Source organism: Filimonas lacunae (genome assembly GCF_002355595.1).
In the GTDB taxonomy this organism is placed as follows: Bacteria; Bacteroidota; Bacteroidia; order Chitinophagales; family Chitinophagaceae; genus Filimonas; species Filimonas lacunae.
The window spans coordinates 4752745-4773474 of the sequence record NZ_AP017422.1; the positions used below are offsets into that span (position 1 = coordinate 4752745).

Annotated in this window: 18 protein-coding genes; 4 read left to right on the forward strand and 14 right to left on the reverse strand. The window is 44.0% G+C overall.

Annotated features, from left to right (window positions below; genetic code table 11):
• Positions 1–39: 39 nt before the first annotated feature.
• The 8 genes from FLA_RS18735 to FLA_RS18770 all read right to left on the reverse strand — a co-directional run bounded on the left by FLA_RS18735 (position 40) and on the right by FLA_RS18770 (position 8354).
• Positions 40–534, reverse strand: coding sequence for a hypothetical protein (locus tag FLA_RS18735; protein ID WP_076378910.1), 495 nt, complete (start codon positions 532–534; stop codon positions 40–42).
• A gap of 200 nt (positions 535–734) precedes the next feature.
• Positions 735–1790 carry an agmatine deiminase family protein gene (locus FLA_RS18740; RefSeq protein WP_076378912.1) on the reverse strand — a complete coding sequence of 352 codons (1056 nt, stop codon included), beginning with the start codon at positions 1788–1790 and terminating at the stop codon, positions 735–737.
• On the reverse strand, positions 1780–2655 hold the full coding sequence (locus FLA_RS18745; protein ID WP_076378914.1) for a carbon-nitrogen hydrolase: 876 nt from the start codon (positions 2653–2655) through the stop codon (positions 1780–1782). Before FLA_RS18745 ends, FLA_RS18740 begins: the two co-directional genes overlap by 11 nt.
• Positions 2656–2760: 105 nt before the next feature.
• Complete coding sequence (locus FLA_RS18750) at positions 2761–3825, reverse strand: fatty acid desaturase family protein (protein WP_076378916.1); 1065 nt, start codon at positions 3823–3825, stop codon at positions 2761–2763.
• Between the two features lie 91 nt (positions 3826–3916).
• A complete protein-coding gene (bshB1, locus tag FLA_RS18755; protein WP_076378918.1) occupies positions 3917–4654 on the reverse strand; it encodes a bacillithiol biosynthesis deacetylase BshB1 in 738 nt (245 codons plus the stop codon).
• 31 nt (positions 4655–4685) lie between these two features.
• Positions 4686–5303, reverse strand: coding sequence for a DUF4294 domain-containing protein (locus FLA_RS18760; protein ID WP_076378920.1), 618 nt, complete (start codon positions 5301–5303; stop codon positions 4686–4688).
• 123 nt (positions 5304–5426) lie between these two features.
• Entirely contained in the window at positions 5427–7853 is a 2427-nt protein-coding gene (gene ccsA, locus FLA_RS18765) for a cytochrome c biogenesis protein CcsA (protein WP_076378922.1), read from the reverse strand.
• A 36-nt stretch (positions 7854–7889) separates the two neighbouring features.
• Positions 7890–8354 carry a cytochrome c maturation protein CcmE domain-containing protein gene (locus FLA_RS18770; RefSeq protein ID WP_076378925.1) on the reverse strand — a complete coding sequence of 155 codons (465 nt, stop codon included), beginning with the start codon at positions 8352–8354 and terminating at the stop codon, positions 7890–7892.
• Between the two features lie 193 nt (positions 8355–8547).
• On the opposite strand from FLA_RS18770, the gene FLA_RS18775 reads away from it, so the two are divergent.
• Complete coding sequence (locus FLA_RS18775; protein ID WP_076378927.1) at positions 8548–9594, forward strand: arginase family protein; 1047 nt, start codon at positions 8548–8550, stop codon at positions 9592–9594.
• Positions 9594–10145: a hypothetical protein gene (locus tag FLA_RS18780; protein ID WP_076378929.1), complete on the forward strand. Its 552-nt coding sequence runs from the start codon at positions 9594–9596 to the stop codon at positions 10143–10145. The genes FLA_RS18775 and FLA_RS18780 overlap by 1 nt, the downstream gene beginning before the upstream one ends.
• A 7-nt stretch (positions 10146–10152) precedes the next feature.
• On the opposite strand, the gene FLA_RS18785 is transcribed toward FLA_RS18780, so the two are convergent.
• Both FLA_RS18785 and FLA_RS18790 read right to left on the reverse strand, forming a co-directional pair.
• A complete protein-coding gene (locus FLA_RS18785) occupies positions 10153–10428 on the reverse strand; it encodes a hypothetical protein (protein WP_076378931.1) in 276 nt (91 codons plus the stop codon).
• A complete protein-coding gene (locus FLA_RS18790; protein ID WP_076378933.1) occupies positions 10425–10892 on the reverse strand; it encodes a DUF1572 domain-containing protein in 468 nt (155 codons plus the stop codon). The genes FLA_RS18785 and FLA_RS18790 overlap by 4 nt, the downstream gene beginning before the upstream one ends.
• Before the next feature lie 196 nt (positions 10893–11088).
• On the opposite strand from FLA_RS18790, the gene FLA_RS18795 reads away from it, so the two are divergent.
• Positions 11089–11625 carry a carboxymuconolactone decarboxylase family protein gene (locus FLA_RS18795; RefSeq protein ID WP_076379341.1) on the forward strand — a complete coding sequence of 179 codons (537 nt, stop codon included), beginning with the start codon at positions 11089–11091 and terminating at the stop codon, positions 11623–11625.
• Between the two features lie 9 nt (positions 11626–11634).
• A complete protein-coding gene (locus FLA_RS18800; protein WP_076378935.1) occupies positions 11635–12441 on the forward strand; it encodes an SDR family oxidoreductase in 807 nt (268 codons plus the stop codon).
• Positions 12442–12560: 119 nt separating this feature from the next.
• On the opposite strand, the gene FLA_RS18805 is transcribed toward FLA_RS18800, so the two are convergent.
• The 4 genes from FLA_RS18805 to FLA_RS18820 are packed head-to-tail and all read right to left on the reverse strand — an operon-like array spanning position 12561 to position 20703.
• Positions 12561–14126, reverse strand: a complete 1566-nt coding sequence (locus FLA_RS18805; protein ID WP_076378937.1) for a purple acid phosphatase family protein — start codon at positions 14124–14126, stop codon at positions 12561–12563.
• A gap of 19 nt (positions 14127–14145) precedes the next feature.
• On the reverse strand, positions 14146–15732 hold the full coding sequence (locus tag FLA_RS18810) for a glycerophosphodiester phosphodiesterase family protein (protein WP_084206204.1): 1587 nt from the start codon (positions 15730–15732) through the stop codon (positions 14146–14148).
• 5 nt (positions 15733–15737) lie between these two features.
• Positions 15738–17207, reverse strand: a complete 1470-nt coding sequence (locus FLA_RS18815; RefSeq protein WP_076378941.1) for a SusD/RagB family nutrient-binding outer membrane lipoprotein — start codon at positions 17205–17207, stop codon at positions 15738–15740.
• A 19-nt stretch (positions 17208–17226) separates the two neighbouring features.
• A complete protein-coding gene (locus FLA_RS18820; protein WP_096511162.1) occupies positions 17227–20703 on the reverse strand; it encodes a SusC/RagA family TonB-linked outer membrane protein in 3477 nt (1158 codons plus the stop codon).
• Positions 20704–20730 lie beyond the last annotated feature (27 nt).

Genomic DNA, 20730 nt, shown 5'->3' on the forward strand with positions numbered 1-20730 from the left:
TGCGACGTTATTGGGATTATATTAAAACAACCTGCTTATTTACAGAATAGTAACCGGGCCTGTGAAGGAGCCTTTCAATGGTTTATCATTTTCCATTACTACATCAAAAGTAACCGTGTAAGTGCTGCCACTTTTAGAAAGTATTACCGTTCCGCTTTTAACTTGAATAGGTGATTCACTTATCTTGATATTGATAAAAGCATCACCGTAAGAAAAGTTCTTTGTTTTGTCATAATTGGCGTCTGAGTATATCTTGTACTCATATGTTCCGATTGGCGGCTCTGCAAAATCAAAGTCAAAATCCACAGCAGTGTATTTAGCACTAGTGTCAAAAGACGGCGATGTAAAGTCGGCATTAATAAACCCTAATTCGCCATGGCCGTTGTTTTCAAAATAATAACCATTAGTAAGGCTATAGGTTTGAGAATCATAGGTAAACGAACCAGCCGGAGCAGGAGCGTCGTCTTTTTTACTGCAAGAAGCGAAAGTGATAACAGAAAACGCAATCAGCGCTAAGGTTTTAAGGTTTTTCATTGTTAAGTGTTTAACTTATATAATAATTAGTCAGGGGCGAAAATAGAATTAGTGAAAACAGCGCACCCTCCCTTAAATAAGGATAATTATAACATATAATAATGCCTTTGCCAATATAATAGCATGACTATCTATTCCTTGCATAAAAAAGCGTGTGTACGTTTTAGGCACACACGCTGAATATCAAATCGATAAATTGTTTATACCAATGGCTCCTGCTGACTTAAGCAATGAAAGCTGCCCAGTCCCCAGATAATATCTGTGGAATCGATACCCACCGTTTCCCGGCCCGGGAAGCAGCCGGCAATGATTTCCAATGCTTTATCATCTTTATTGCAACGGTAAGTAGGCACAATTACGTGCTTATTACTAATGTAGAAATTAGCATAAGAAGCTGGTAAACGCTGGCCGTCGTACTCTACTGCATCCGGCATGGGCAATTCGATAATGTTCAATTGCTTGCCATTGAGTAAACGCATGCTGTTTAAGGCAACCAGGTTTTGCTGCAGCAGTTCGTAGTTTTCATCTTCCTTTTTGTCTTCCACTACGGTCAATACCGTGTCTTCATTTACAAAACGGATAGTATCATCAATATGCCCGTCGGTATCATCACCTACAATACCTTCCGGCACCCACAATACCTGCTCCTGACCGTAATAATTATACAGGTATTCTTCAATCTGTTGCTGATTCAGATGCGGGTTTCTGTTAGGATTTAACAGGCAGCAGGTAGAAGTTAATACCGTGCCTTTGCCATTAAACTCTACAGAACCGCCTTCCATTACAATACCGGGATGAAATACCGGGATATTGTAAGCGTTGGCAATAGAAGTAGGAATTACATCATCCAGATCGAAGGGAGGGTATTTGCCACCCCAGGCATTATAACCCCAATCTACAATTACCTTTTTTTGCTCCGCTGTAGGATTGATGAGGAAAGCCGGACCATGATCGCGACACCAGGCGTCATTGGTAGGATGCAGGAAAAACTGCACCTTATTCATGTCCACACCTGCTTTCTCCAAATGCTCTGTAGCACTTTGCTGCATGGCAGCGTTGGCTACGTTAATGCATACCATCTCGCTTAATGCCAGGTAATATACAAAACGGCTGTAGTTAGGATAAATGCTATCCAGTTTACCGGGCCAGCTGGCTTCTTTGTGTGGCCAGCTTAACCAGGTGGCTTTATGAGGTGCAAATTCTGCCGGGAAATAGTACCCGAGTTCTTTAGGAGTTTGCTGCATATTAGTCTTCATCAATAAAACGTTTGGTAATAGGCTGGTACGAGTCTATACGTCTGTCGCGCATAAACGGCCAGTGTGTACGGTAGCGGTCAGTTTGTGCAATATCCACTTCCTGCACCACCACTTCTTCCTGATCGTGCGAAGCCTGATACATAATGCTGCCAAACGGATTGGCTACAAACGAACCACCCCAGAACTTCATCAAACCATCCTGCTCAAACCCTACCCTGTTTACGCTTACTACGTGTACGCCATTGGCTACAGCATGACTGCGCTGAATAGTTTGCCAGGCGTTGTATTGCTCCACATTGGTGGCTTCGTCTTGCGAAGTAGCCCAGCCAATAGCAGTAGGATAAAACAGAATTTCGGCTCCCATCAGGGCAGTGATACGGGAAGCTTCCGGATACCACTGATCCCAGCAAATAAGAACTCCTATGGTAGCAAATTTGGTTTTGAATACTTTATACCCCAGATCGCCAGGCGTGAAGTAAAACTTCTCGTAATAAGCCGGGTCATCGGGGATGTGCATTTTACGGTATTTACCGAGATATTTGCCATCGGCATCCAGCACGGCAGTAGTATTGTGATACAGGCCCTGTGCTCTTTTCTCAAACAGAGAAGCAATAATCACTACACCCAGCTCGGCAGCTACTTTGCTTAATGCATCCGTGCTTTCGCCAGGGATGGCTTCTGCCAGTTTGAAGTTATCATAATCTTCCACATCGCAGAAATACAACGATGTAAACAGTTCCTGCAAACACACTATCTGTGCGCCTTTAGCGGCTGCTTCGCGTATTTTAACGATCGCCTTATCCAGGTTCTCCTGTTTGTTGGCGGTGCAGGTCGTTTGCACCAATCCTACTTTCACCTTTGACATAATTAGCTTATAAGAATAATGATTACAATTACGGATTTAAATAATAAGCAAATAGCCCGCCATGTAAAAGGCCGGGCTATGCTGATATGTTGGATGTATCCCGGCTTATGCTTTCCCCATCTGTCTTAAAAAGTTCACATGAGAAATAACAGCACTGGACATTCTTGGATATTCTACATATACCACATTATACTCTGCACATGCCTGTTTCACAATCTTATTAATGGCAGGATAATGTATGTGCGAAATTTTAGGAAACAGGTGATGCTCTACCTGGAAGTTTAAACCACCTACATACCAGGATACCAGTTTGCTACGGGTAGCAAAGTTGGCAGTGGTTTTTAACTGGTGAACAGCCCACTCATCCTGTAAACGACCACCTTCATCCGGCATCGGAAATTCAGTATGCTCAACCGTGTGTGCCAGCTGGAAAACAATACTTAAAGTAAAACCGGTTATTAATGATACAATGCTGAAACCGATAATCCATGTAGAAAAACCCAACACTACAATAGGGATAACAAAGAACAGCGCATAGTGCACCAGTTTAAAACCCCAGAAAGTAAGGTGATCAACGGGTTTCATTTTTTTAATAGGCATTTCGCCTATTTTACCGCTGAAATATTTTTTATAGTCGCTGAACAACACCCAGTACAAATGGAAGATGGCATATAACACTATAAAGTAAACATGCTGAAAACGGTGCATTTTGTAATACTTCTGCGTAGAAGTCATGCGTAAGAATGGTTTGGCATCAATATCATCATCAATACCATCAATGTTGGTGAAGGCATGATGAATAACGTTGTGCTTCATATTCCACATAAAGTGGCTGGCACCTAATATCTCTGCTGTAACAGCGGCTACTTTATTCACTGCAGTAGACCTGCTGAAACTTCCATGACCACCATCATGCATTACATTAAATCCTATCGACGCAACTAACAGGCCCATCAGAATGCATAACCCTACTGACGCTAACACACCCGGCGTGAAAAACACTAACTGAATGTAAGTGTAAGTAATGGCCAGAATTAAAAACAAGGCCTTGGAAAACAGTCTGATCCCCCCCGTAGTGCTTTTACCGGTAGTGGTAAAATACTCGTTGATCCGCTTTTTCAATTCCACATGAAAAGACTGTTTTACATGAGCAAACTTAGGTGTGAGCATGTTAAACGTATAAGTATTAAATAATTTCGCAAATATCGCTAAATGAAAGCGTAAAACCCCTGACGAGAAAAATATTAACGTATAATATTCATCAGGTAGTTTCCTGAACAAAAGAATTAAAGTCGGTGACTCCCACCATTTTTTTGGTCAGATACCCCTCCGCATACCTCACTCCTATTCTTTTACCCAGCATCAGCGCACGCGCTTTAACGGTTTCCAGGAAATCGGGGGTAGAAATATACGTTTGTGGTTCATCATCAGCGGTTTGTGTAGTATAAAACTGCGTGGTATATGCCTGCACCGCTGCAATTTTCTGCTGCATGTGGGCCGAGATATCAAACACAAAATCGGGTTTCAGGTAACGATCCTGGATATAATGGAATACATATTTAGGGCGCCAGGCATCCTGTGCAACCCCATCGAGAGAAGTTTCAATTTTACGCAAACCTGACATAAATGCGGCTTCTTCTACCAGCTGCGAGCTACGGCCGTGATCGGGGTGACGGTCTTCCAGGGCATTACATAATATAATTTCGGGCTGATATTTACGAATCGCAGTAATTACCTTACGAATGTTGGCTTCGTTGATCTGAAAAAAACCGTCTTCCATTTTCAGGTTCTCTCTCCAATCCACTCCCATAATGCGTGCTGCATCGGCCGCTTCTTTATAACGGGTTTCTACGGTGCCGCGGGTGCCTAATTCTCCTTGTGTTAAATCTACAATGGCTACTTTTTTACCTTGCTGTACAGAAGCAATGATGGTTCCGCTGCATCCTAATTCTACATCGTCCGGATGCACTCCAAACGCCAAAATATCCACCTTTGTCATACTCGTTCCTTAATTAGGCTGCAAAAGTAACTTATCTTCTTATACCGTACATCCGTTCCACATCCTGCACAATACCCTCCATTGCGCGGTCTTTACCTACCGGATCGTAATCCTGTTTCAGGCTGGAACCGAATATCACTGCTACGGTCTGGTAAAATGCGGCAGTGAAGCTGCCTTTGTATTCATCTATGATTTCGTAACAGTTATTACCCGTTTGCCGGTAAATGAGTTTCATTAACACCTTGCCCTGGTAAACAGATAGCTGGGTTAACTTATCGGCAAACTCTTTTTTCAATTGCTTTTCGCGGGAATGTATAATGGCTTTGCGTTGCTTTTTATCCGTGACCCCTACCAGTTTGGTGTTAATTTCGTTCATGACAGACGAAGCTGCTTTGGCATAAGGATAGGTGACATATACGGCATTACGCAGACGCGTCCACTCCGCATGAAACTTACGCCACTTAGGGGTAAGATGCGTATATAAATAAAGCGGTGGAAGGAAAGAACAGGGAATAGTATCTCCGTTGGCTTCAATGCAAGCGTCTACCCGGATGGTGTCATTAGCTCCCTTTCCGTTTTGTGCATGTGCCTGAAAGGGCAGATATGCAAGGGCTACTGTAAAAAAAGATATTACGAAACGACCATACATGGCTTTACCAAGGATATGTTATTTTTAACTAAGGTAAATATAGACATTACCCTACTTATTAATGCCAGATACCTCGAAAAATAACCCTATGGAAATGTTAGGAAAAAGCAAAAATTGATAATCTTAGTTTTTTAACCGCAGCCGCTGCCCTACACTCATTAAAAAACCTATCACCATAACCAACACCCCTATCCATAAAATATTGATGAACGGAAACTCGTATACTTTCAGGGTAAGCAGGTCGTTCATGGTTTTATCTTCCTTCATACCAATTTCAAGCCTTCCCTTACCACCATCCAGCACCTTATTAAACTGCAGAATAAGCCCCTGTGAACCTACTGTATCAGGCAGGTTACGAACATTATCGCCATTGATGGCAATGCCGGGTGTGGCGCCATAATGACGGCCATCTTTGGTGATAACCGTAAAATCCAGCATCATAGCAGTTTCGCCCGGTTGTATAGTGCGTTTGTTCCAGCTGGGGTTTACTTCTACTTTGTTGAGGATGTATACACCATTGGAATAAAACAACGTATCACCCGCTTTCACCGCTTTAGCCGTAAAAGCAGCGGTATCCTGCTGCTTGCCCTCCAGCCAGGAAGAGATATAAACAAAAATATCTTTATTCCAGTAGTGTTTGGAATCCGGGTTGGGCGAGTACCCTTCCATACCCTTGTTGTTTTTCAACACATCCGGATACAGGTTAAAGGTTTCCCCTGTTTTCTTATTTTCAAATTGCAGCTCGAAATACTTCTTGCGATCGTACGGGTTCAGAGAATCTGTTACATATGTAACATGATACTTGCCCATGTCGGTTTTCACGCCCTTAAACAACGTAATATTTTCTGCCGGGTTTTCTTTGCCATCTCCCTGCAAGGTAGATACACCAGTAGTATTCCAGCTTAGGATTGTTTTTTTACTGGAAGAGATTAACACCCCTACCAGCACCAGCCCAAAACCCACGTGTGCCACTGATGCACCAGCCGCTTTTACATTCCCTTTCAACACCTGGAATATATAGCTGGCATTAGCCACCACTGCATACACAGCGGCAAAAATGGACAAGTGTATTGCTATTAAAAAGCCTGGGCCTTTTTTATCGTAATGCACTTCGCCAAACAGGCTGATAGCTACGCTGATAATCAACGCTATCAATGTAGGTAACCAGATCTTTTTGCCAAAGTATTGTTTGGAAGTGTCTTTGTATTTAAAATATTGGGTAACAGCGGTAAGAATGCCAATGATAAAGGCAATGAACACCTGTATCTGGTTATGGGCAAACTCCGGATCTTCCGGCGGCGCTATCTGTGTATGGAATATTTTATTAACCAGCGGCACCGATGTTTTGGCAATAATCACAATGCTGGACAGAAAAAGCACCAGTGCTCCAATAAACATCCAGAACTCACGACTATAGGTGTTCTCTTCTTTCTGGATGGTGGGCATGTGCTTGTATTCTTTAAAAAACAACACCATACCCGGTATAAAAAACAGCAACACAAACAACACCAGCTGTGTCCCTGTTCCCGAATCGGTAAAGGCATGGACGGAAGTATCGCCCAATACACCACTTTTGGTTAAAAAACTGGAGTACAACACCAGCACCCAGGTGATAATATAAAACAGGTAAGTACTTTTTAAAGAATAGCCGCTGCTTTTAAATACCAGGTTGGTGTGAATACCGGCCACCAGTGTTAACCAGGGAACCAATGAAGCATTCTCTACCGGGTCCCATGCCCAATAGCCACCAAAAGATAAGCTTTCATAAGCCCAGGCCGCCCCCATCATAATTCCCGTACCTAATATCGCTGCCGAAAAAGACGACCACGAAAGTGCATCGCTGGTCCAGCTGGCATCACGTTTTACCATACCGGCATAAGCGAAACCAAAAGGAATAATAGTGGAAGCAAAACCTAAAAACAATACCGGCGGGTGAATCACCATCCAGTAATTCTGTAATAAAGTATTTAAATCGTTGCCCTCATGCACACGGGGCAGACTTAAATAATGAGGGTTGGCAAATAAAGGCAGGTTAGGCATTTGCTCCCGGAACAGGATAAACGGGTTGTTGCCTATTTTATAACCCAACACGTAAATACCTAATAACATGGTAGCAATGCAAAACTGCGCTACGTTAATCACCGTCAATACCGGTGCTTCCCATTTTTTATTGCGCCAGATAAACACCCAGCCCAGCACACAATGCCAGATACTCCATAAAAGGAAACTTCCCGACTGATCTTCCCATATACAGGACAACAGGTATTCTGGCTGTAACGAGCGGGACGAGTGGTTCCAGGCAAAATAATATTCGTTATAGTGATGGGATACAATGAAGTAAATGGTGATGAACATGCCCAATACCGACACTGTTTCAACCAGGAAAGACAGTCGTGCCAAACGCAACCAGCTTTGTTGATCGGGCTGTGGCAATGCTGATTTACTTGCTTTGTAATAAGCAATAGTAGCTACCAGGCTGGCTACCAGCGACAATACTGCAAAAAAATGTCCTAGCTTACCGGGTAATAAATGCTCACCTATGTAGTTCATGTGCTTGATCAATAAAGTGGAACCGGAAAATTCCGGTTAATAGTTGACTTTCGCTGCCGTCTTTTGAGCAGCAGCAGGTACAGTTTCGGATGTTGGGGCTGAAGCACTCAGGTTTTTCTGCGCCTGGTTTACATCATCTTTGTATTTGGATGGACACTTTAAAATAATGTCTTTACACTCAAACACCCCTGCCTGTACCCTGCCAGCCAATACAATACGCTCACTTTTTTCCATATCGGTGGGCTTCGTATTGTGGTAGATTACTTTTATTTTATTACCCAGTGTGTCTATCACAGAAAAGGCGAGGTAATTGGGATTTTTAACAGGATCGTATTCCAGTGGTTGTTGTAAGTCCATTTTAGCAATCAGGTGAACAAATTTCCCTTCTTTCTTCCGGGCAGAAGCGATGGTATCGTAAGTAGACGTATCACCAATATAACTGATGAGTACTGCCATGGCCACTGCTATCAGCACTAATGCTATAATGTGGGTTTTCTTCATCTGGAGGACTTTATTTGATTTCAGCGGCGAAATTAGCCCAAAATGCTATGTTAAATGCTGATACACATCAGGCTTTTTGTTAAAAGCCCACCAAAGCAAACAGTTGTTAATAGTTAAAAAACACCGAAAGCTTTTTTTAACTGTTCGAATTTAAAAATTGGCCTAACTTGCATCCCGTTTGTAAAATCGCGACATGGAAGATATATCGGGATTCAATCCCAACGTTGCAGGCAATCCGCACAATAATATATTCGGCCTACCATTTACTGAAGAAGACGCGGCCCTGGTATTGTTACCGGTACCCTGGGAAGTGACTATCAGTTGTTCCGCAGGTACTGCACGCTGTGCAGATCATATTTTTAAAGCCAGCATGCATGTTGACTTGTTCGACGCAGATGTGTCGGATGCATGGCGTAAGGGTATATACATGCGCGATATCAACAGGAAAGTGCTATTAAAAAGTGACTACCTGCGTAAAGAAGCCGAACTGTACCTGGATTATGTTTCGAAAGGTGATGATGTAGATAAGAACAAGTTCATGTGCAAAAGCCTGCGGGAAATAAACGAAGGCAGTGAGCTGATGAACAAGTGGGTGTACGAGCAAACACGCGACCTCCTGGAGAAAGATAAACTGGTAGGGTTGATTGGTGGCGACCACAGCACCGCGCTCGGTTACTGGAAAGCCCAGGCGGAAAAACACGGTGACTTTGGTATTCTTCAATTAGACGCACACTGCGATTTACGCCCCAAATATTGCAGTTTCAACTACTCCCACTCTTCTGTCATGTATAATGCCCTCAACGAAATTCCTGAGCTGAAAAAAGTGGTTCAGTTAGGCGTAAGGGATTTTAGCGAAGAAGAATGGAGCTACCTGCAGGCCAACACCGGCCGTGTAACCACCTTCTTTGACCGCAAAATAAAAGAAGATTTATACGAGGGTAAAACATGGCGTGAGGTGGTAAATGAAATAGTAGCACAATTACCTGACAAAGTACATATCAGCTTTGACGTAGACGGGCTGGATCCCAAACTATGCCCTAACGCCGCCGCCCCTGTACACGGTGGTTACGAACTGGAGCAGGTACTGTATCTTTTTAAATGCATTATTAACAGCGGCCGGAAACTGATAGGCTTTGACCTTGTAGAAGTAGGCGTAGGCGAAAGCAACTGGGACGCCAACGTAGGCGCACATATTATCTGGCGCATGTGTAACCTGTTAGTTAAAAGCAACCTGAATTAATGAGTGATACAAACAGCTTTGTGGTTACGCTTCCACTAAAGCGTTTACGCAGTTATAATATAGTGGCAGACCTCATGCTGCTTTTTTCGGTAATTGAGTTTATTCTCATCATCTACCATTATCAGCAATTGTATGTTGCTGCTATATACGGCCTGCTGGTAGCAGGCATTATCGGCTATCGCCTGTATTTACAGTCCCAGGTTAAAAAATCGCCCCATTACTTTATCCGCTATGCCTTTTTTATAGCCGCCCCGGGCTGGCTGCTTCCCAATACCGGCAATGTGTTTGTAGCATTATTGTATATCGCTGCCGGCCTGCTGGAAAAAAAGGCCAAAACCCCGCAAACGGTTACTTTTTCACCTGATGCCATTATTTTTGGTGGTTTACCGGAAAAAAAGATAGCCTGGAACCTGTTAAGCAACGTAGTACTGAAAGACACGCTGCTAACGCTGGATTACAAGAACAATAAGCTGCTTCAAACCGAAGTGATTACTGAGGTAAATGAAGCAGTATTTAATGCGTTTTGTGCCAGGCAGTTAGAGAAAGCATAGCTTACAACTATTTACAAAATATACTGGATTGCCAGGCGATATCATCCGGCAATTGATCAATATCAGTCGTCAGCACTACATTCGGTTCATTATCTGGCGCGGCTAACCTGCCTGTAAAAATATAACCCTTTTTAGCAGTTGGGCACCACAACTGTAAATAGCCAAGCCGGCTTTGGGTATCATGGATGATAAACCTGTATTCAATAATACTAGTCTCATCAAATGGGGAGGAAATATTCCTTTCTCCTTTCAATATTCTCAGCGCTATATCTGTCCATTTCATTGCAAACTCAATATTTTTTTTATTACCACTATTTGACCCAGGTGATAATGCGTGTGTTCAATAATGCCCATTAAATTGCGGCAATAGTTTCCATATTTTACATCAGTAAAGTCTTCAAACAACTTCGTTTCATCCAGTTTTTCCAGCTGTTGCGCAAACAGCTCTGCCTCGGTTAATGCTTTAGTAACCAGGCTTAACCATTCCTCTTCCGAAGTGATGGGCGGCACATCAAAGCTGAATTTATCACTTGCCACCAATACCTCTCCCTGCAATACTTTTAAAACAGGATTTACGTAATAGTTGATATGATATACCAGTGCTGCAATCGTATTTAACTCGTATACTTTGGTAGTTGCCTGCTGCCAGTTTACAGTAGTTAAAGTGTCTTTTACATTCACCGTGGTCCAGTTACCCCCAAAATGAACGTCTCTGAAATGTTTGGCAATTTGTTGGATGATAGTCATATAGCCTGGGTTGCAAGGTTAAATATAAAAAACTTATTATTCATTTCAACTTATTTTATTTCAAGGTATAAAACTGTATAACAACTGAATATCAACGCCCTGATAGTTAACAACAAAAACAACCTATTAATTTAATGGACAACATTCGGAAATAAATATAATTTCCGGTATATTGATGGATAATCAGTTTACGCGTATGGCAAGAATTAACCCGCTGCCAGAACAGGATGCACCTGCACCCGTAAAGGCAGCCTTTGAAGAACATCGTACCCGCTACCAGGCACGCATTACCAACATGAAAGCTACCCTGGCACATTCTTTACCGGCTTTTGACATATATATGGAATGGTATCGCCTTTACCAACGCGTACAGGAAATTCTGGGGCCAAGGCTGGCCTATTTGTTTGCTTACAGCATTTCCAGCGGAAGCGGTTGTCCATTATGTACCACCTTTTTCAGAAAGATCATTATCGATAACGGCGAACAACCGGAGCATATTCATTTTAACCAGCACGAACAATTACTGATAGACTTTGGCAGCCAGATAGCACAGCAACGGGGTAAAGTGGAAGAGGAATTATTTGAAAAGATAAGCAGTATTTATAACCAGGAGCAACTGGTAGAGCTGATAGCCTTTGCAGGGCAAATGATTGCCACTAATGTTTTCAGCAATGTAACAGAAACCGATATTGATGAATATCTGCAGGCCTATATCCCCTCTACACCAAAATAAATCATTCTAATGACTAACGAACTTACCGGAAAAGTGGCGTTTATTACCGGCGCTGCGCACGGACAAGGCAGGGCGGCTGCGATAGCGCTGGCTGCGGAAGGCGTGCATATTGCGGCCTTTGATATTGCCAAAGCACTGGATTATCCTGGTTACTCCCTGGGCAATGCACCCGAACTGCAATCTTTACAGGAAGCCTGTGTAAAAGCAGGCGTACAATGTTTTACTTACGCGGGTGATGTACGTGATGACAATGCCATCACTTCTGCCGTAAATGATGTACAGGAAAAACTGGGCCGGGTAGATATTCTGTTTAATAATGCAGGTATTTGTGCCTATGGCATAGCCCATGAAATGCCGGAAGAGGAATGGGATGCTATGATAGACATTAACCTGAAAGGTGCCTGGCTAGTGGGCCGCAGGATAATACCATTAATGATGCAGCAAAAATCAGGCGTTATCATCAATAATTCCTCTATTGCCGGCCTGCGGGGCATGAACAGGCTAAGCCATTATGCAGCCTCCAAATGGGGACTTACCGGGCTAACAAAATCCTGGGCCATAGAATTAGCGCCTTATAACATCAGAGCTGTTTCTATACATCCCACAGGCGTAAATACCCCTATGAATGATGGGCTTGCCGCTTTGGAAGGAGCTACCCCACAGGAAATAGCCGAACGTTCTGCCGGTAACCTGCTACCTGTTCCCTGGATTGAGCCGGAAGACGTAGCCAATGCAGTTGTGTTTCTGGCTTCTGATAAAGCACGCTATATAACCGGTTCTTCTTTTGTGCTGGATGCCGGACTACTAACCCGGTAAATAAAAGCGAGCATGCTAACGGCGATACCGTAACCGGATGATTCATCGCCCAAGAGGTACAAAAAAACAAAGCCATCCTATAGCGGATGGCTGTTGTTGCATCAGTTAGTTCAGGTGGCTCATTCCCCTATAACAGTAAACGTATCTTTAATACAGCTTTCTTTATCCTGTACTGTATATACCGTAGTACCTTTAGGTGCTTCGATAGTAATAGAGCGGCTGGTTAACCCTTTTTCACTCCACTGATAATTGCCGGAGAAGGAAGCAGTAAGCGTAACTTTTCTGCCGGCTTTCGCCTGCATCGTAACCTGTTTATTCACTTCCTTCATCATCGTAAACTGATCGCGGATAACACCATCAGCGCAGATCCATTTAAAATCCAGCCGGTTGCCCTGCACTTCTATCATGCCCGCCCCGCCTACCGAGTCATTGGCATATAACATGGCTTTATGCGGATAAGTAGCCTGCCTGCCCCCCAGCTGACCTGCGGAACCAGCGACCACATATACCGTTCCGGTATTGGCAGTATCTTTTACATAAGGACAGGAATTGCGACTACCATCGTACAAGCCGGTAGAGCCGCTTACATTATGCTCTGCTGCACGAAAGGTAGCAGACATACCGTAATGCCCTTTTAGTAAACGGGAGCGTTCGTAATCGTGACTGTGGCCACATAATACCAGGTCAACACCATAACGTTCCAGTATGGCCAGGAAGTTTTTCCGGATTAATATCAACTCTTCTGCTTTATCAGAGTTATGCGAGCCCATAGTATAAGGCGGATGATGCCAGTAGGCTACTACCCATTGCTTATGCCTGTTGGCAGCCAGATCTCGCTTTACCCACTGTGCCTGAGCACCCAGGGTATCATAGATATGCGATTCACCATCTTCCAGCCCTTCCGAATCCAGCGACAAAAAATGCACATTGCCAATGTCAAAAGAATAGAACGCCTGTGTATGAGAAGGAACTCCCCCGCTTTCGCCCTGCAAAGGCATAGAAAAGTTGTTATAATAGGCGGTTTGATGGGTGCGGATAGCGGTTTCCACCGCACCAGGAAAGTCCTTATCGTTATAATCATGGTTGCCCGGACAGGGAAACAAAGGATATTTCTTTAAAAGGTCATCTTTATAAATATTGAAAAACTTTGCCTGAAACTCCGCATCCGTACCGCTTCCATAAGCATTATCCCCCAGCAATATCCAGGCATCCATATAGTTATTGCCCAGGTAGTTTAATACCGACTGCTTTACCTTACGTTGATTTACCGAGTTGTTGCCACAATCGCCAAAAGCGCCAATACGATATATTCCTTCTTTACCGGTTTCGGGCAATGTGCAAAAATAGTTGGCCGCATCGCCCTGCATGGTTCTTTTAAAATCGCCAATGGTATAGTAATACCGGGTATGTGGCTGCAGGCCGTTAATAGTTACCACATGCTCAGCCGTTAAAACACTGTCGTCCTTCGCCCACTTTGTTTTGCCTTCCTGCACACCGTATTGCACCCTGCTGCGCGTAGCTACATCTGTACGCCACCGTATAGTAATGCTATTGGCAGTAGCTACCTGTAAATAAGGACCTCTCACTACTGCAGGCACCGCATCCGGATTATCTTCCTGCTGCGCATAAGCCTGTACATTCAAAGCCAGCAATACCGCTGCCAGCCATGCTACTTGTTTGTTCATCACTCTTTCTGTTTAACAGTTATTTATGCCATCCTTTCTTACGCAAAAAAGCAAGCAGTTGCTCCGGATAGTTGGTTTGCACCACATTCAGCAATGGCTGTGTAGTAAACAATTCGGTAAAGCCTGTGCCCGGCTGCACTTCTTCTTTATCGTCGTAATCGCCCAATGCATTAGACCATACACGCAAACCCGCCAGCCTTACCTGTTGGATAAGTGTATCGGAATAAAAAGAATCATCTATATGCAATACCGGGTAACCTCCTACCTGCAAGGCTTTATGTACTTCGGCAGGATTATGCACACGTAGCATCACCGGCACTTCAAAGTCCAGCTGCCTTGCGGCCACTGCATCTTCTTCGTCATAGGCAAAGAATAATACCTCCTGCTGCATATGCAGTTTTTTCACCAGTGCAAAAGTTGCTTCCCGCGCGCTGGCAGTGCCTGCTTTAAAATCCAGGTCTACCATTATCTTCCCTTTCGTTAACCGCAAGGCTTCTTCTACCCTAGGTATTACCGCATTGGTTACCTTTCCATCATGTAACAGATGAAAACGCTGCAACTCGGCATAAGTAACATCACTTACCAGGCCTTTGCCATTGGTAGTACGTTGAATATCTTTATCATGCATTACCACCAGCACCTTGTCTTTGGTTTCCCGCACATCCAGCTCAACAATGTCAATACCTGCATCAATAGCTTTCTGAATAGCCGGTAAAGAATTTTCGGGATAATTGTTATGGTCAGCCCTGTGCGCCACCACCAGCATTTGTTCGGGATGATGATTAAAATTCCAAAGAATGCTATCCACCCTTGTTTTCAATGCATGTGGCTGTTGTTGTTGCAGGTAACGCAATAAGGCAGCAGGATGATCGGTTTGTAAACCACCGGGGGCCTCCTGCAGTGCCTTATTCCAACTGTCAGGCGTTTCCCTCTTTTGCTGCACATCTAACCACACCTCCACTTTTTGCTTTGCCAGCAATTGCAACATAGGCTTGCTATACCCGCCCACAGAGCCGTCCACCGCCGCCAGTGCATGCTGTTGTAAAAAAACACGCAATGCATCTGCCGTAGTAATGCTATCCGGAACACTGCCCATCAATGGCATAACAGGAACTGCTGTATGCCATTGATAGTATTGTGACATCGTATTAACATACACTACCATTTGCTTTTGCATACCAGCCCATTGAACCAGTTGCCAGGTTGTAAGCACGTCCGCATCTTTAAAATCAAGGTAAATATTCACTTTGTTGCGACACAGGCTTAACACCTGCCGGAACGTGGGGATATGCGGGGCCTGCATTTGTACTTCGGCATAGGTCATTTCCCGCACCTCTTTTCTACTGCCATCAGCAAGCGTGAGCACCGAATTATGCACCGCTATCAGACTATCGTCTTTAGTAGTGCGCACATCTACTTCCACATAATCTACTCCAAGCTCAATGGCTTTTTGAAAGGCTGTTAATGAGTTGTCCGGAAATACAGTGTGATCGCCCCTATGGGCGATCACTACCGGTGTATGCCTGCTTACGGGCAATTGATATGTTTGACCTGCAGCGCCTGCCGGGGGAATGCAGGCGAGCAGGTACATAAAAAATCGTTGCATATGTATTATTTGAGGTACCACATTTTGGTTGTGATCAGGTCTTCACCCTGCTGCGCTACACCCGCCTTATATTGATCCAGGTTTACAGATTGCTCGGTTAACGGATAGAGATAGCGTGAAGGAATTGAAGTAATAGCCGCCAATGGACCTGGTTTTAATACCGGCAAACCCGTACGGCGGTTATCAAACCAACCTTCAGAGCTTTTCAAAAACAGGGACAGCCATTTTTGTGTTATCACCTGTTCCAACGTACCATTATAACTTACTGCTTCCTGACCTACATAATCGTTCTGCGCCTGCGTAGAAATACCATAAAAAGAAAGTGATGCTTTAATGCCTTTGTAATACATAGATGCCGCCGTTTCACCTCTCATGGTCACTTTTCCTTTCTGCATGGCTTCTGCCAGTATAAAACATTGTTCGGCATAAGTCATCAGCGAAGCAGGCAACAGGCTGTTGGCATTGCTGTAAAGGATACCGGCCAACTTGGAAATATGCGCATCACCTCCATTATAGCCATAGGGAGAAGAGATAGCGTTAGGCACGCCTACATATACATTGGGGTCTACGGTATAATCAGTAGTGCTTGTTACCTGCGCAGCCCATATAGGCAAACGTGGGTCGTTTAAAGCCAGCAACTGATCTACCAGTTCTTTACTGGGCCTATACTTATCTATCTCCGTGCTGGTATAGTTTAAATTACCTCCCTGCCAGCTGTCGCCCGCAGTTTTTCCTAAAAAGGGTATCTCCGCATTGTCGTCGTTGCTCTCGAACAAAGGATATTTGTCCGGGTTGCTCAACATTGTTTGCATAGCAGTATAGGCAGAAGCATCTTTAGAGGAGATACGCATTAACAACCGTAACCGCAAGGCATTGTTAAATTTACGCCACTTCTTCAGATCGCCTTTGTACAACACATCGTAGCTACTGCTTAACTCCTGCGTTACAGCAGCCAGATCGTCATTAGTAGCAGCCAGCATATTTAACAGGTTGGGATAAATATCTTCCTGCTTGTCATACTTTGGATGCGCTACACTGCTGTCTTTAGAAAGCAGCGCCTGGCTATAAGGACAATCGCCATAGCAATCGGTAATATAAGAAAAGTTAAATACCCTCATTACCTGCGACACCGCCATATACTGTTTCTGACCTGCACTTTTGGCCAGATTATATAACTCATGGTTATAAGAAAGATATTGGTAATAGCCATCCCAGCTTACTGCCGACCAACTAAATAAATCATCGTTTTCATTCTTAATCTTGGTAATATAACGTGCAGCTTCTGCCGGCTTACCCGTAAAATTATCTTTCTGGTATTGATAAGCCGTTCTTACCAGTACGGTTGACAACAGGTACTGCGAGCTGATGGTACCGGAGGTATTAGGATCGGTATTAATGGCCGTGAAATCCTTGGTGCAGGCACCGGATAACAGCGCCATCATTGCCACAGGAATATACTTGAATATCGGTTTCATAATAATGTGCAGGTGGTGATTAAAAGTTTACACTCAGTTTTACGCCATAAGAACGGGTATAGGGCAACGACCAGCTGGCAGTGCCAGGCACTATACTGCCACTTTTAATAGTCATAGCAGTTTCCGGATCGTAACCTTTGCCTGCTGCTGTGTAGCTGAACAGGTTGCGGCCAATCAATGCTACCGACAGGTTGGTAAATGGTAAACGGCTCAGTTGCTTTTTAGTAAATGTATAGGTAAGGCTTGCTTCACGCAGTTTTACATAAGTAGCGCTGAACGTGTTACGCTGGTGCATTTTCCAATAGTAATCGCCATAGTAGCTTTCCGGATCAGTAACATTGGTATTCTTTACATAACCACCATTACCATCTGATATATATCCATTCTCTATCATTCCATCATTACGTTCAACGCCGTTATCGTTCCAGCTCACACCACCATGCGCTGCATCTCTGCCATATAAGGTATTTACAGTACGTCCATCACTTAAAAGGTTCATGAACACGTAAGAAAAGAACTGACCGCCCTGGCGCCAGTCCAGCAGGGTGTTTAAAGAAAACTGCTTATAAGTAAAGGCGTTGGTAAAGCCCGCCATGAAGTCCGGGTTGTAGTTGCCTATTTTTACCAGGCCGGTAGCTGCTTGCGAATGGCCGGTATTATCTAACAGCTCTTCGCCTTTATGTGGACCATCAGGTACCGTTTTCCAGGTATTGCCATACATATCACCCATTTGTGTACCTTCCATTATCTGGTACTGTACCCCTTCGGCACTACCCATGGAATAGCTGGAAAGGTCTTTTGATAAACTCACTACCTTATTGCGGTTGCGTGTAAAGTTGGCGCTGATGTTCCAGGTAAAAGCACCGGTTACAGGCGTACCATTTACACCTATTTCCCAGCCACTGTTACGTATTTCTCCCGTATTGATAATTTTAGTACTGTAACCCGAGCTCATAGAAGTAGGAATTGGTACAATCTGGTTACGGCTGGAAGTGCTGTAGTAAGTAGCTTCAATACCCAGGCGATTGTTAAAAAACTTCAAATCGGTGCCCGCTTCGTAAGAAGTAGCTATTTCGGGTTTCAGGTTATTGTTCTTTAAAGTGGCGCTAAAAGTAGCCATCTTCACACTTCCCCAATCAGGCGAAGCAAAAGTAAAGTTGTTATACAGATTATAAGGATCTGTATCCTTACCTACTTTTGACCAGTTCATCCGCACTTTAGCAAAAGACACTGTCTTGCTGTTCAAATGCAACATATCTGAGACAATAAAGCTTAAGGATGCAGAAGGATAGAAATAGGAATTGTGGTTAGAAGGCAAAGTACTGGACCAGTCATTACGGGCAGTAAGGTTCAGGAAAGCATAGTTACTGTACGACAATTCGCCCATACCATATATGCTATTAATACGCCTGGTTGACCGGGAAGAATTGTTGGTAACGACACCTGCAGCTGCATTGGCAATATTATATACGCCTGGCATTACCAATGTTCCGGCAGCTTGCGACTGGCTATTGTTATTAGCGTCCATACGGTTGCCACCAGCTGATACAAAGAAAGACCAGTCTTTTTTCAGGTTCTTCTTATATGTTAACAGGAAGTCTGTGTTACGCTCCATCTGAAACAGGCTGCCTATGGAATAACCACCATTGGGGTTTTGCACTGCACTGAATGCTCTTTTGCTTTCGTCTGTTTCGGAGTAGAAATCAACACCCGAACGCACCATCAGGCTCAGGTTTTTCAACAGGTCTATATTTAACTGGATGTTACCTGTAAGCCTATTGCGGTTATAGCCATTAGTAAGCTCATAAGCCACAAAATAAGGGTTATCAGTACTACCCTGGTCCTGCGAAAACTGCGCCAGTCCTTCTTTGTCTTTCTGCCAGTAGTTTTTCAACAACGCCGGGTTGATATTGCCTGGCATGGTGTATATAATATAGCTGGCACTGCCTCTGTTAAAAGTAGGACGGTTTTTACTGTGATTGTTGGCATACGCCACATTGGTAGTTACTTTTATTTTAGGGCTTAACTCGTAACCTGCCGCCAGGTTAACAGTATTACGCTGCAAATCGGTATTGGGAGAAATACCCTTGTTTTGCAGGTTGGTATAAGACAAACGGAAGTTGTTACCCGAAACAGCCACATTGGTAGTATACGTGCTGCCGGTTTCAAAGAAATCTTTGACACGGTTAGGATAAGAGACCCAATCAGTAGGCACCAGGTTACCGTTTACATCGGTAGGACTGTTCCATTGTACATATTTGGTACCCTGATCTAAGCGCGGGCCCCACGAAGCTGTAGACAATGTATTGGTAGGATCAGTAGACGACGTTACGTCGCCGGCGCCAAACTCATTCTGAAACTCCGGAAACTGCCAGGCCTTATCGTACATCGCATTAAAATTGGCCTGCACATTCAGTCCTTTTTTGCTTTTTCCGCTACCGCTTTTAGTAGTAATAAGCACTACGCCATTACCGGCCCTGCTACCATATAAAGCCGCCGCACTGGCGCCTTTTAATACGCTGATAGAAGCAATATCATCGGGGTTAATATCCGATATAGGGCTACCATAATCTACGGTTACCTGACCTACCGGAGTAGCAGGTGTTCTGTTACCGGAAGAAATAGGCACACCATCTACTACAAATAGCGGCTGACTGCCACTGGAGATGGAAGAAGAGCCACGTATGGTAATTAATACAGAGGATCCCGGATCAGAACTAACTGCCCTGATATCCACGCCCGCCACTTTACCACTTAACGCATTTACAACATTCACTTCTTTTACCGTGTTCACTTTAGAGCCATCTATCGTTGCAATAGAATAACCCAATGCTTTTTCCTGACGCTTGATACCCAGTGCAGTTACTACCACATTGTCCAGGTTTTTAATATCTGCTTGCAGCTGCACATTCAAAGTAGCATTATTACCTGCTTTCAGTTCCTGGGTAAGATATCCGGCCGAACTGAATACCAGCACCACATCATCCCCTTCCACTTCTATACTAAATGCCCCGGTTGCGTTGGTAAGCACAGTTTTACCACCCGGACGCGCTGTAACAGCCACACCTGCCAGCAATTCTTCTTTATCGTTGGTAACAACTCCTTTTACCACATGACTGGCACGGCTGGCCGCTACGTTAAACGTATAGCTTTGTTTTTGTGTAGTTACTGCCGGTTTGATAGCATAATCGGTAGCATCCAGCTTTTCTGCCACAAGGCCTAACGGCTGCAGCAAAGCACTCAGCTTGTCTTCGGTAAAGCCACCTTTTACCGGTATTTTTTCAGCAGGCACAAACTTGTTGGCTATGGTAGCACTGCTGTAGTTAAAATTTACATGAAAAGTTCCCTGTATCTGATGCAAGGCCTCGGCCAATGCTACCATCTTTTGCGATGGAGGGGCAAAATGTTTAGGGGCGCGGGCATCGGCTGTTATCGCCTTCAGTTGAGGCAATAAAAAGGCAGCCAGGAATAAATACCTGTTAAATCGGATGTCCATAAAAATGTTGTTGCTTTTATTGTATAG